The following is a 13,047-nucleotide window of genomic DNA, read 5'->3' as shown; positions in this document are numbered from 1 at the left end:
CGGGCTACGAATCCGGCTGCGGTGCGTCGGAGGGGGGCCGGCGGCCGGGCCGGCGCACCGCCCGCAGCGGCCGGGAGCGTTCCGGGCGGCGGGTGCGACGATGGACCGATGCGAAACGGTCGAGTACGGCGTACGGCGGTCGCGGTGGTGGCGCTCGGATCCCTGCTGGCGGCGCTGTCCGCCTGTGGCGGCGTGCCGTCCGGGCACGGCGCGAAGGCCGGTGCGGGCCGGTCCGCCGACGGCGCGGCCGGCACGAGCGGCGCCCCGGCCGAACCCACGCGGATCCCGGGGGTCGGCGACCGGTTGCAGCAGCGCATTCCCGCACGGTCCCGTCAGGTCGTCGCGGTGTACGGCGAGGGCAAGGACTCCGCCACGTCCACGGTCGTGCTGTACACGAAGCAGGGTTCCGCCTGGCACCGGGCCCGCAGCTGGGCGGCGCACAACGGCCGGAAGGGGTGGACGACCGACCACCACGAGGACGACAGGCGCAGCCCCGTGGGCGTCTTCACGCTCAGCGACGCGGGCGGTGTGCTCCCCGACCCGGATCCGGCTCCCGGCGCGGGGCTGCCCTACACCCGGTCCCCCGCCTTCGCGGCGCCGCGCTCGTGGGCCCCGTCGTACTGGCACGACTTCGACTACGTCATCGCCATCGACTACAACCGGGTCAAGGGCACCCCGCCGAACGACCCGACCCGTCCCGAGGGCACGTCCAAGGGCGGTTCGATCTGGCTGCACATGGACCACGGCAGCGGCACGTCAGCCTGCGTCAGCCTCCCCAGGGCGGCGATGGAGTACCTGCTGCGCACGCTGGACCCGGACCGGCACCCCGTGGTGGTGATGGGGGACCGGGCGGACCTGGAGGCCTGACCGGCACGGGGGCGGCCCACCGCCTACGCCGCACCGGGCCCGCATCCGCTCCGGGGCCCCGCACCGGGCCCGCATCCGCTCCCGGGTTCCGCACCGGGCCCGTCGACCAGAGTGTCCAGGAGGCCGCCGAGCACCACGCGCTGCTCGTCCGTGAGCGGGGCGAGGATCTCCTCCGCGGCCAGCCGGCGTGCGCTGCGCACCTCCCGCAGGGCCGCGCGCCCGTCGTCCGTGAGCTCGATCCGGATCACCCGGCGATTGGCCGGATCAGGGACCCGGCGCACCTTCCCGGCCGCCTCCAGCCCGTCGACCAGCGTCGTGACCGCCCGCGGCACGACCTCCAGCCGCTCGGCGAGATCGGCCATGCGGGGCGGCGAGCCGTAGTGCGCCAGGGTGCGCAGCAGCCGGGACTGCGCCGGTGTGATGCCGAGGTCGCGCTGTTCGAGATGGCGTTTCTGGACGCGGTGCACCCTGCGGGTGAGCCGCAGCAACTGCTCGGCGAGCGGGCCGTCGGGATCGGGGGCGGTCATGCGGGAACAATAACAGGACTACGTTCATTGTGAGCATAGGTAACAATGAGCTGTGATCCGTCGTCCGTCGGGCCCGCGATCGACGCAGTCCCACCGGCCCTCCCGTCCCCCCGTAGGAGCCCATGCATCCCGACCGTGAAACCAGCTGGACGCCGCCCGCCGACGCCCGGGAACAACCCCGGCAGGTGCGTCGCGTCCTGAAGCTCTTCCGTCCCTACCGGGGCCGTCTCGCGATCGTCGGACTGCTCGTCGGCGCCGCGTCGCTGGTCTCGGTCACCACGCCCTTCCTGCTCAGGGAGATCCTCGACGTCGCGATCCCCGAGGGACGCACCGGCCTGCTGAGCCTGCTCGCCCTCGGCATGATCCTGGGCGCCGTCCTCACCAGCATCTTCGGCGTGCTGCAGACGCTGATCTCCACGACGGTCGGCCAGCGCGTCATGCACGACCTGCGCACCGCCGTCTACGGCCGGCTCCAGCGCATGTCCCTCGCCTTCTTCACCCGCACCCGCACCGGCGAGGTCCAGTCCCGCATCGCCAACGACATCGGGGGCATGCAGGCCACCGTCACCTCCACGGCGACCTCCCTGGTCTCCAACCTCACCAGCGTGGTCGCGACGATCGTGGCGATGGTCGTCCTCGACTGGCGCCTGACCGTCGTCTCGCTCCTCCTCCTGCCGGTCTTCGTGTGGATCAGCCGCCGGGTCGGCCGGGAACGCAGGAAGATCACCACCAGGCGCCAGAAGCAGATGGCGGCGATGGCCGCCACGGTCACCGAGTCGCTCTCCGTCAGCGGCATCCTGCTCGGCCGCACCATGGGCCGCTCCGACTCGCTCACCCGCGCCTTCTCCGACGAGTCCGAGCGCCTGGTCGACCTGGAGGTCAGGTCGAACATGGCGGGTCGCTGGCGCATGGCGGTCATCACGATCGTCATGGCCGCCATGCCGGCCGTCGTCTACTGGACCGCCGGCATCGCCCTCCAGCTCGGCGGACCGGACGTCTCCCTCGGCACCGTCGTCGCCTTCGTCTCGCTCCAGCAGGGACTGTTCCGCCCGACCGTGAGCCTGCTGTCGACCGGCGTCCAGATCCAGACCTCTCTCGCCCTCTTCCAGCGCATCTTCGAGTACCTCGACCTGCCGATCGACATCACCGAACGGGACGAGCCCGTCCACCTCGACCGGGTCAAGGGCGAGGTCCGCTTCGAAAACGTCGAGTTCCGCTACGACGGCAAGGGCGGCCCGGTCCTCGACGGCATCGACATCACCGTCCCCGCGGGCGGCAGCCTCGCCGTCGTCGGCCCGACCGGCGCGGGCAAGTCCACCCTCGGCTACCTGGTGCCGCGGCTGTACGACGTGACGGGCGGCCGGGTCACCCTCGACGGGGTCGACGTGCGCGACCTGGACTTCGACACCCTCGCCCGGTCCGTCGGCGTCGTCTCGCAGGAGACGTACCTCTTCCACGCCTCGGTCGCCGAGAACCTGCGCTTCGCCAAGCCGGACGCCACCGACGCGGAGCTGGAGGCGGCGGCGCGGGCGGCCCAGATCCACGACCACATCGCCGCCCTGCCCGACGGCTACGACACGGTCGTCGGCGAACGCGGCCACCGCTTCTCCGGCGGCGAGAAGCAGCGCCTGGCCATCGCCCGCACCATCCTGCGCGACCCGCCCGTCCTCGTCCTCGACGAGGCGACCAGCGCGCTGGACACCCGCACCGAGGCCGCCGTGCAGGACGCCATCGACGCCCTGTCCGCCGACCGCACCACCATCACGATCGCGCACCGCCTGTCCACCGTCCGGGGCGCCGACCGGATCGTGGTCCTCGATGCGGGCCGCCTGGCCGAACAGGGCACGCACGAGGAGTTGCTGGCACGGGACGGGCGCTATGCGGCCCTGGTGCGGCGGGACGCCCGGCTGGAGCCGACAAGCTGAAGATATGCCAGGTTTGCGGTGATATGGGGGTTACCGTGCCCGCATGCACATGAACACTCCGCGACGGAGCACGAGGAGCCCGAGGAGCCTGAGAACCCCGAGATTCCCGAGAACGCCGAGAACCCCAGCCCCTCGGAGGTTCCCGGGACCACCGAGAACCCCGGGACCTCGGAGGTTCCCGGGACCGCCGAGGGGCGCGGTCCGGCTGACGCGCCGGGGCCGCATCGCCCTGATCGCGGCCGGTGCCCTCGTGGCCGGAGCGGCCGTGGCGGTGCCGCTGCTGACGACGGACGACGAGGGCGAGTCGCGGCCCACATCCCTGGTGATTCCGGAGGGCTGGCGCGCGACCCAGGTCTACGAGGCCGTCGACAAGACCCTCGATCTGCCCGTCGGCACCACCAGGAAGTCCCTGGCCAGGGCCGACCTGAAGCTGCCGAACGACGCCGGGGGCAACCCCGAGGGATACCTCTTCCCGGCGACCTATCCGCTCGGTGAGCAGCCGACCCCGGAGAAGCTGCTGGCGGCCATGGTCGACACGGCGAAGAAGAAGTTCCACGGCGCCCCGATCGCCGCCGGCGCCCAGCGCAACGCGGTGAACGTCTACCAGGCGGTCACCATCGCGAGCATCGTCCAGGCGGAGGCCGCGACCAAGGACGACATGGGCAAGGTGGCCCGGGTGATCTTCAACCGCCTGGAGCGGGGCATGCCGCTGCAGATGGACTCCACCATCAACTACGCCCTGGGCCGCTCCACGCTCACGACGACCACCGAGGACACCCGGATCGACAGCCCCTACGACTCGTACCAGCGGATGGGTCTGCCGCCCACGCCCATCGGCAATCCGGGTGAGGAGGCGATGCGCGCCGCGATCGACCCGACCCCGGGCGACTGGCTGTACTTCGTCACGGTCGAGCCCGGCGACACCCGCTTCACCGCCGACTACGCCGAGCACGAGCGCAACGTCGCCGAGTCCGACCGCAACCGGCGCAGCGCCTCGCCCGCGGCCGGTACCGGGACCCGGTGATCCGGCGGGGCGTCACGCGGCGACCGGTTCCTCCTCGGCCAGCAGCCGCCTGATGTCCCGTACGGCCGCGCGTCCCGCCCGGTTGGCTCCGACGGTGCTGGCCGACGGCCCGTAACCGACCAGGTGGATCCGCGGATCGGCCACCGCGCGCGTCCCCTCGACACGGATGCCGCCGCCCGCCTCCCGCAGCCGCAGCGGCCTCAGGTGCCCGAGGGCGGCCCGGAACCCGGTGGCCCACAGGATGACGTCGGCGGTCACCCGCCGGCCGTCTCCCCACTCGGCCCCGTCGGGCGTGATCCGGTCGAACACGGGCCGCCGGTCCAGCACGCCGGACTCCAGGCCCGCGCGGATCGGGTCGCTGAGCGGCAGCCCGGTCACCGAGACCACACTCCTCGGCGGCAGCCCCCGTCGCACCCGCTCCTCCACGAGCGCCACCGCCGCCCGGCCGGCGTCCTCGTCGAAGGGCCCCTCGCGGAACACGGGGGGCCGCCTGGTCACCCACGTGGTGGCCGCGGCGTGGGGGGCGATCTCCAGCAGGTGCTGCGTGCCCGACGCGCCCCCGCCCACCACGATCACGCGCTGCCCGGCGAACTCCTCGGGCCCGGCGTACCGGGCGGTGTGCAGCTGGCGCCCCCGGAAGGTCTCCTGACCCGGGTAACGCGGCCAGAAGGGCCGGTCCCAGGTGCCGGTCGCGTTGATCAGCGCCCGCGTCGACCAGGTGCCCTCCGAGGTCTCCACGAGCAGCCGCCCGCCGCTGCCCTCGCGCACCGCGCGGACGTCGACGGGGCGCCTCACCCGCAGGTCGAAGGCGCGCTCGTACGCCGCGAAGTACTCGGCGACGACCGCCGAGGACGGCCGTGCCGGGTCGGCGCCGGTCAGCTCCATACCGGGCAGGGCGTGCATGCCGTGCACCTTGCCGTACGTCAGTGACGGCCAGCGGAACTGCCAGGCGCCGCCCGGCCCGGGGGAGTGGTCGAGCACCACGAAGTCGCGCTCGGGCTCGAACCCGGTGCGCCGCAGGTGGTAGGCCCCGGCCAGCCCCGCCTGACCGGCTCCGACGACGACGACCTCGACCTCGCGTGTGTTGTTCACGTTTCCACCAACGGTGCGCCCGCTCCCGGTCTTCCCGGTGGAGTTTCTTCCCGGCGGAGGTTCTCCCCGGTGACGGTGTCCCCGGCCCGACGCTCCCACCCGTCGCGCGCCGCGTGCGTCAGGATGGGAGCATGTCAGACGCCTTCACCACCCGAGTCATCTCCCTCACCACCGGCTCCGCGGAGCGGGTTGCCGACATCACCGGTGACTGCGAGTCCTTCCTCCGCGAGGTGGCGGCCGGCCGCGACGGCCTCCTCAACGTCTTCGTCCCGCACGCCACCGCCGGGATCGCGATCATCGAGACGGGCGCGGGCAGCGACGACGACCTGCTGGCCGCCCTGCACACCCTGCTCCCGGCCGACGACCGCTGGCAGCACCGCCACGGCAGCCCCGGTCACGGCCGCGACCACGTCCTGCCCGCCCTCGTCCCGCCCCACGCGACGCTCCCGGTGGTGGACGGACGGCTGGAACTGGGCACCTGGCAGTCGGTGTGCCTGGTCGACACGAACGTCTCGAACCACGAGCGTCAGGTGCGGTTGTCGTTCCTCGGGTAGTTCCACGGCTTCCGTCACCGCACGAGTGGTTTCGGGCGAGTCGAACGAGCGGGTGCGCCCGCGTGGGCGGCGTCGAAGGCCGCCGTCATGAAGGCGGCGGTGCCGGCGGCCAGGGCGTGACCCGCCTCCGGGAGCAGAACCGCGCCCCGCGTGTCGGGCGTGACGAGCAGACCGGGCCGGCGAATTCCCCTCCGGTCTCTGTCGACCGGCAGGGGGTTCGTGCCAGTGGGCGCGCCGAACCGGCCGGACGGATCGGTACGCAGAACGTGCGCCGCTCCCAGGGCACGACAACGGCCGCGACCCGGCGGGCCGACCCGATCGAAGGATCACTCCGGCCCCTGACCCGTCCCCTGGTCGACAGGCTTCGTCCTTGCCGATGAAGACGCATCGGTGGCCGGAGCGTCGTCGCGCCGAGGTCCGGGCGGGGCAGTGGCACTCGTTCGTCGGTTCGTGGACCTGCCTCGTACAGCCGCGCCGGAGCCCTCGTCGGCCTTCCGGTCGCACAGCACCTCGCCGGTGCGGCGATCGGTGCAGGAGGCGATCTGCGGGAAGGCCGTGCCCCGTACACCTGATGCGGGTCGAAGGCGCGGGCAGCACAGGAGAGTTGATCGTGAGGGGCAAGGGATCCTGCGATGCGGATGCGCCGCCGCCGGGCGTGCACGGGCACGACCGTTGTCAGTGCCGAGGTCTAACGTGATCGGCAACTGCTCATGAGGTCCCCGTGCAACGGGTGACGGGGAGGAACAGCGCCATGCACCAGGAGATCGCCGACGAGGACCGGTTCGAGATGCCCGCCACCTGGCTGCGGGCCCTGCCCGCGCTCCGGGCCGACGCGAAGCCGGCCGGGGACGCGGTGGAGAAGGCCGCTCGCCGCTACGCGCAGGAGGCGGCCTGGTTCGAGGAGATGTTCTCCTCCTCCGGCAGCGACCCGGAGTTGGTGAAGGAGGGCCGGGCCCACCGGGAGGGCAGTCCCTCTCCGCTCGGAGCCGCCGTGGAGATCGCCGTCGGCTGGCACTACACGATGGTGGACGTGCTCGTCGACGCCTGCGTGACCGAACACGGCCTGCCGTTCGCCGCTCGTGCCGTCGTGGAGCTGGGATGCGTCGACCCCCATTACATGCAGGCAGGTTCCCGGCGGTACGACGCGGCGCTGCGGAGAACGGCCGATTACCGGACCTACCACGTGTGGGAGACCGCCGCCCGTGTCCGGGACCTGCTCGCGGCGGCCGACGAGGAGACCCGGCGGCGGGCCGTCGAGGCCCTCGCCGGCCTCCGGGACAGCGCCGAGCGCCGCATCGTCGTCTCCTACCTGGTACCCGAGGAACACGCCTGGGTCGACGAGTGCTGCGACGGCCCGATACCGAACGACTCCGTCCTGCGGCGCATGCTCCTTCTCTCCCTGTACCGGCCGGAGCAGATCGCCCGCATCGGCGAAGGAGCACGACTCGGCTGGAACGGCTGGAACCTCCAGCTGCTCGCCACCCTCGCGAACCGGCTCGGTCCCGCCGTCGGGTCCCTGCTGGAGGACGCGTTCGACGGAGCCTACGGATCCGACGGACACCGGGACGTCGCGGGCTGGGCCGCCGAACTGCCCACCGACGACGCCTTCCGCCTGCTGCTGGAGAAGGGCGGCGACCGCAACGTCCGCCCCGCCCTGCTCGACGCCATGAACCGCTACCCGCGGCGGGCCCTGCGGCTGCTCTCCGCCGCCGCGGCGGGCGACGACGAACAGGTGGGCGACAGCGAACAGGCGTCCCTCTCCCGTCTGCTGCTGCCCCTGCACGTGGTGACCCACCCGGAGCTCACGAAGGAGACGTTGCCCGCCCTGCCCGAGGCGTCCGCAGCCGTCGTCGCCCCGCTGCTGGAGCGAGGCGAACGGGACGCGGAAGCGCCTGCGGAGGCGCTCCCCGCCCTGCTGGTCGCCCCGCCGTGGACCCGGAAGCGCACCAGCCGCAAGGCCCGCGTGGCCCGCGACGTCCCCGGGGCGCCGCCGGCCGAGACGGCCTGGAAGCCCGGGGAGCAGGAGGCCTGGGCGGCCACCGTCGTCGCCGAGACCCCCTGGTGGCGCGAGCACGACTGGTCCCGCGAGATCCAGCGGATGCAGCAAGGGACGTGGCGGGGCGACATCCGCGCCGCCCGCCTCTTCGTCACCGGTCCCGAGGACGTCGTACGCCCACTGCTCGACGCCTTCGCCCCCGAGCACGTCTGGGACACCGAGAGCTATCTCAGGCCCGTCGCCGCCCGCCACGGCCTGCACGCCCTGCCGATGCTGAGCCGGCTCGCCGCCCGCTACCCGGCCACCGCCTGCGGCCTGCTGCTGCCCTACCGCAGCGTCGAGGTGGCCCGGCAGATGGCCGAGTGGCTGGTGCGCCGCCAGTCGCTGAGGCCCACGGTTCTCGCCTGGCTCCGCCGCCACGGCCGGGCCGCGGCCGCCTTCCTCGTTCCCGACGCCGTCGGCCCGGCGGGCACGTCCCGCACCCACGCCGAACACGCCCTGCGGCAACTCGCCGCGGAGGTGGGCGCCGAGGCCGTGCGGGAGAACGCCGCCGGCTGCGGCGCCGAGGCCGAGGAGATCGTCGCCGACCTCCTCGCCGGCGATCCGCTGGAGGCCGCCCTCCCGGCGAGGATGCCGTCCCCCTGCACCTGGGCCGACCCCGCCCTGTTCCCGCAGATCCGGCTCACCGGCGGCCGCGGCGCCCTGCCCGCCGACGCCGTCCGCCACGTGACGACCATGCTGCAGATCTCCAAGCCCGGTGACGTCTACCCCGGCCTCGCCACCGTCACCGACCACTGCGACGCCGGCTCCCTCGCCGAGTTCGCCTGGGCCCTCTTCGAGACGTGGCGGTTCCACGGTATGCCGCCCAAGGACAGCTGGGCCCTCCACGCCCTCGGCCTCCTCGGCGACGACGAGACCGTCCGCCGTCTCACCCCCCTCGTGCGTGCCTGGCCCGGCGAGAACGCCCACCACCGGGCCGTCGAGGGCCTCACCGTCCTCGCTGCGATCGGCACCGACACCGCCCTGCGCCATCTGCACGGCATCTCCCAGCGAGTGCCGTTCAAGGCCCTCAAGAAGCGGGCCCGGGAGAAGATCGACGAGGTCGCCGAAGGACTCGGCCTCACCACCGACCAGCTCGCCGACCGGCTGGTCCCCGACCTCGGCCTCGCCGACGACGGCAGCACCGTCATCGACTACGGCCCGCGCCGCTTCACCGTCACCTTCGACGAACAGCTCCGCCCCTGTGTCCGCGACGAGACCGGCAAGCTCCGCAAGGCCCTGCCGGCCCCGGGCGTCAAGGACGACCCGGAACTCGCCCCCGCCGAGCGCAAGCGGTTCGCCGCCCTCAAGAAGGAGGTCCGGACCATCGCCTCCGACCAGCTGCGCCGCCTGGAGGCCGCCATGGTCACCGGCCGCTCCTGGACCGCCGCCGAGTTCCGCGAACTGCTCGTCGAGCACCCCCTTCTGCGCCACCTGACGCGCCGCCTGGTCTGGCTCGGCGACGACGACGGCACGGTGACCGCGTTCCGCGTCGCCGAGGACCTCACCCTCGCCGACGTCCACGACGACGCGTGGACCCTCCCCGCCGACGCCACCGTGCGCCTCGCCCACCCCCTCCACCTGGGAGACGAACTCGAGGCCTGGGCCGACCTCTTCGCCGACTACGAGATCCTCCAGCCCTTCCCACAGCTCGGGCGCCCCGTGCACGCCTTCACCGACGCGGAGGCCACCGGCCACCGGCTGACCCGCTTCGAGGGCGTCACCGTCCCCGTCGGCAAACTCCTCGGCCTCACCAAGCGCGGCTGGGAACGCGGCACGCCCGAGGACAACGGCGTGGAACGCTGGTTCTCCCGCCCGATCGCCCGCGACCGCCACCTCGTCATCGCCCTCGACGACGGCATCGCCGTCGGCATGGTCGACGCGTCTCCCGAGCAGACCCTCGAGACCATATGGATCGACACCGCCCCCGGTGACTACTGGGGCAGCCACACGTACCCGCACCGCCTCGGCGAGATCGACCCCGTCGTCGCCTCCGAGATTCTCGCCGACCTGACCGACATCACCGCCGAGTGAGCCACGCCATGACCACAGTGAGCGACCCGCACCCGCCCCGCCTGCAGCGCCCGCCCGCAGAAGTGCGCCACGCCGACGAACTCGCCGAGCTGCGTGCCGGGGACACCGACCCGCGGCCGCCCGGCTGGCAGCTCAGCCTCCGTGCCGCCCTCCGCTTCGTGGTCGGAGACCCCGACGCCGGCATCAGCCGCAAGTTCGTCGGCAGCCCCTCGCTCGTCGAACGGGCCCTGGTGACCCTGGCCACCAACCGGGGCCTGATGCTCGTCGGCGAACCCGGCACTGCCAAGTCACTGCTCTCCGAGCTCATCGCGGCAGCCGTCAGCGGCACCTCCACGCTCACCGTGCAGGGCGGCGCGGCCACCACCGAGGACCAGATCAAGTACTCCTGGAACTATGCCCTGCTGGTCTCCGAAGGCCCCTCCCGCCGCTCCCTGGTGCCCGCCCCCATGCTCCGCGGCATGGCCGAGGGACGCATCGTCCGCTTCGAGGAGATCACCCGCTGCCCCCTCGAGGTCCAGGACTGCCTGCTCTCCCTGCTGTCCGAACGCGTCGTCGCCGTCCCCGAACTCGACGGCGACGACGGCATGGTCTTCGCCCGCCAGGCTTCAACGTCATCGCCACCGCCAACACCCGCGACCGCGGCGTCAACGAGATGAGCGCCGCGCTCAAACGCCGTTTCAACTTCGAGACCGTCTTCCCGATACCCGACCTCGACACCGAACTCGCCCTCGTCGAAGCCGAGTCCACCGCCCTGCTCCGCGAGTCCGGAGTGGAGCGGGCACCCGACCGGGACGTCCTCGAGGTACTGGTCGGTACCTTCCGCGAACTGCGCGGCGCACCCGGCCAGGGCGACCGGCCCTCCGCGGTGATGAGCACCGCCGAAGCCGTCTCCACGGCCCACGCCGTCGGCCTGCGCGGCTGGTTCCTGCGCGGCGAGGCCGGCAACGCCGCCGACATCGTCTCCTGCCTCGCCGGCACCGCCGCCAAGGACAGCCCCGAGGACCTCGCCCGCCTGCGCCGCTTCCTCGAACAGCAGGCCCGACTGCGCCGAGGCCCCCAGTGGCAGGCCCTCCACGAGGCCCGGCACCTGCTGGACCAACGGTGAGCACCGCCCGCGTCACCTTCCTGGGGGTGCGCCACCACTCACCGGCCTGCGCCGGCCTCGTCCGCCGCACGATCCGCGAACTGCGCCCGGCACACGTCCTGGTCGAGGGCCCCGCCGACATGAACGACCGGATCGGCGAACTGCTCCTCGGACACGAACTGCCCATCGCCGTCTTCAGCCACTACCGCGACACCGAACGGGTCGCCACCTCCTGGACCCCGCTGTGCGCGTACTCCCCGGAATGGGTGGCACTCACCGAGGGCCGTACCGCGGGCGCCGAGGTCCGGTTCATCGACCTGCCCGCCTGGCACCGCGCCTTCACCGACCGCCCCGACGGCGCGGCCAACCGCTACGCCGACGCCGAGGCCCGCTACGGCCGCGCCACCGAACGGCTCCGCGCCCGTCACCGGGTCGACACCGTGGACGCCCTGTGGGACCGCGTCTTCGAGATCGCCGATCCGGACGGCCTGCAGGACCGCCTGGACGCCTACTTCACCCTGGTGCGCGGCGACACCGAGGCCGACGACGGGGACCGCGCCCGCGAGCAGTACATGGCCTCCTGGGTCCGTGCCGCAGTCGCACACGCCGGCGGCCGGCCGGTCCTGGTGGTGACCGGCGGCTTCCACCAGCCCGCCCTGCGCGCCCTCACCGCCGCCCCCGGCACGTCTCCGGGAGCGGAACCCGCCGCATGGCCCCCGGTGCCCGCCCCACCCGACGGGGCCGCGGGCGGCAGCTTCCTGGTGCCCTACTCCTTCCGCCGGATGGACGCCTTCGCCGGCTACCAGTCCGGCATGCCGTCCCCCGGCTACTACCAGCACCTGTGGGACGAAGGCCCCGACGCGGCCGCGAGAACCCTCCAGCGCACCGTCGTGGAACGGCTCCGCGCCCGCCGCCTCCCCGCCTCCACCGCCGCCCTGATCTCCGCCCACACCCTCACCGAGGGCCTCGCCGCCCTCCGCGGACACCCCCGCCCCGCCCGCGTCGACGTCCTGGACGGCCTCGCCGCCGCACTGATCACCGACGACCTCGACCAGCCGCTCCCCTGGAACACCGACGGCCCCCTGAGGCCCGGCGCCCACCCCGCCGTCGTCGAAACGGTCGTCGCCTGCACCGGCGACCGCACCGGCCGCCTCCACCCCGACACCCCGCTGCCACCCCTGGTCCACCACGTGACTGCCGAGGAGATCCGCCTCGGCCTCGACGGCGACCGCACCCTCGACCTCGACCTCACCACCCCCCGAGGGCTCGAACGCAGCCGTTTCCTCCACCAGTTGCGCATCCTCGGCATCCCCGGCCACACCCGCCTCACCGGCCCCGACCACGGAGCCGACCCCCGCGACCACGAAACCTGGGAACCCCGCCCCCGCACCGGCCGCGACGCCGCACTGACCGAGGCCGGCGCCTACGGAGCCCGCCCCGACGAGGCCGCCGCAGCCCTCCTCGCCCGCCGCCTCCGCGACACCGGTACGGCCGCCGACGCCGGGACCACCGCCGACCTCCTCTTCGACGCCGTCCTCTGCGGAGCCGGAACCCTTTCCCGCGACCTCCTGGACGGCCTCGCCCACCGGATCCGCACCACCGCCGACCCCGGACCCCTCGGGCGGGCCCTCGCCGTGGTCCTGGGCCTCTGGCGCCACGACCGCGTCTTCGGTACCGCCCGTGACCCGCTGCTCGGCACCGTCCTCGCCCACGCCGTCGACCGGCTCCTCCACCTGGTGGAGGGACTCCACGGCGGCCCGCCCGGCGTCGACGTCCCCCGTCTGCGCGCCCTGACCGCGGCCCGCGACGCCCTCCTCCATGCCGCACCCGCCCTTGCTCTCACCCCGGAAACCGCCGCCGCGACCGCCGCCCGCATCGCCCGCGACCGGCACGCCCCCGCCGACC

At 73.5% G+C, this 13,047-nt stretch carries 8 protein-coding genes and 1 pseudogene; 7 read left to right on the top strand and 2 right to left on the bottom strand.

Going from position 1 to position 13,047, the window contains the following annotated elements; translation table 11 throughout:
- The first annotated feature begins 108 nt into the window (after positions 1–108).
- On the top strand, positions 109–867 hold the full coding sequence (locus tag JHAT_RS20910) for a L,D-transpeptidase family protein (RefSeq protein WP_077799771.1): 759 nt from the start codon (positions 109–111) through the stop codon (positions 865–867).
- A 23-nt stretch (positions 868–890) separates the two neighbouring features.
- On the opposite strand, the gene JHAT_RS20905 is transcribed toward JHAT_RS20910, so the two are convergent.
- Positions 891–1,394 carry a MarR family winged helix-turn-helix transcriptional regulator gene (locus JHAT_RS20905; RefSeq protein WP_077799770.1) on the bottom strand — a complete coding sequence of 168 codons (504 nt, stop codon included), beginning with the start codon at positions 1,392–1,394 and terminating at the stop codon, positions 891–893.
- 122 nt (positions 1,395–1,516) lie between these two features.
- Here JHAT_RS20905 and JHAT_RS20900 point away from each other — a divergent pair, with 122 nt between their 5' ends.
- Together JHAT_RS20900 and mltG are read left to right on the top strand one after the other, a co-directional pair.
- Positions 1,517–3,319, top strand: a complete 1,803-nt coding sequence (locus JHAT_RS20900) for an ABC transporter ATP-binding protein (protein ID WP_077799769.1) — start codon at positions 1,517–1,519, stop codon at positions 3,317–3,319.
- Between the two features lie 205 nt (positions 3,320–3,524).
- A complete protein-coding gene (gene mltG / locus JHAT_RS20895) occupies positions 3,525–4,343 on the top strand; it encodes an endolytic transglycosylase MltG (RefSeq protein ID WP_253195563.1) in 819 nt (272 codons plus the stop codon).
- Between the two features lie 12 nt (positions 4,344–4,355).
- Here mltG and JHAT_RS20890 read toward each other — a convergent pair whose 3' ends face one another.
- Positions 4,356–5,435 (bottom strand): NAD(P)-binding domain-containing protein, encoded by a 1,080-nt coding sequence (locus tag JHAT_RS20890; RefSeq protein ID WP_077799767.1) that lies wholly within the window; start codon positions 5,433–5,435, stop codon positions 4,356–4,358.
- A 131-nt stretch (positions 5,436–5,566) separates the two neighbouring features.
- Between JHAT_RS20890 and JHAT_RS20885 the strand changes: the two genes are divergently transcribed.
- From JHAT_RS20885 to JHAT_RS20870, 4 genes and pseudogenes are all read left to right on the top strand, one after another.
- Positions 5,567–5,989 carry a secondary thiamine-phosphate synthase enzyme YjbQ gene (locus JHAT_RS20885; protein ID WP_077799766.1) on the top strand — a complete coding sequence of 141 codons (423 nt, stop codon included), beginning with the start codon at positions 5,567–5,569 and terminating at the stop codon, positions 5,987–5,989.
- Between the two features lie 751 nt (positions 5,990–6,740).
- Complete coding sequence (locus JHAT_RS20880) at positions 6,741–10,058, top strand: DUF4132 domain-containing protein (protein WP_077799765.1); 3,318 nt, start codon at positions 6,741–6,743, stop codon at positions 10,056–10,058.
- An 8-nt stretch (positions 10,059–10,066) separates the two neighbouring features.
- Positions 10,067–11,163 (top strand): annotated as a pseudogene (locus JHAT_RS20875) (AAA family ATPase).
- Positions 11,160–13,047, top strand: a 1,888-nt coding sequence (locus tag JHAT_RS20870; protein ID WP_077799764.1) for a DUF5682 family protein, incomplete at its 3' end; no start/stop codon positions are given. The pseudogene JHAT_RS20875 and the gene JHAT_RS20870, both read left to right, overlap by 4 nt.

Source organism: Streptomyces sp. JHA26, assembly GCF_002005565.1.
Classification (GTDB): domain Bacteria; phylum Actinomycetota; class Actinomycetes; order Streptomycetales; family Streptomycetaceae; genus Streptomyces.
Note: the sequence above shows the minus strand (reverse complement) of the source record. Positions and strands in the feature narration are given on the sequence as shown.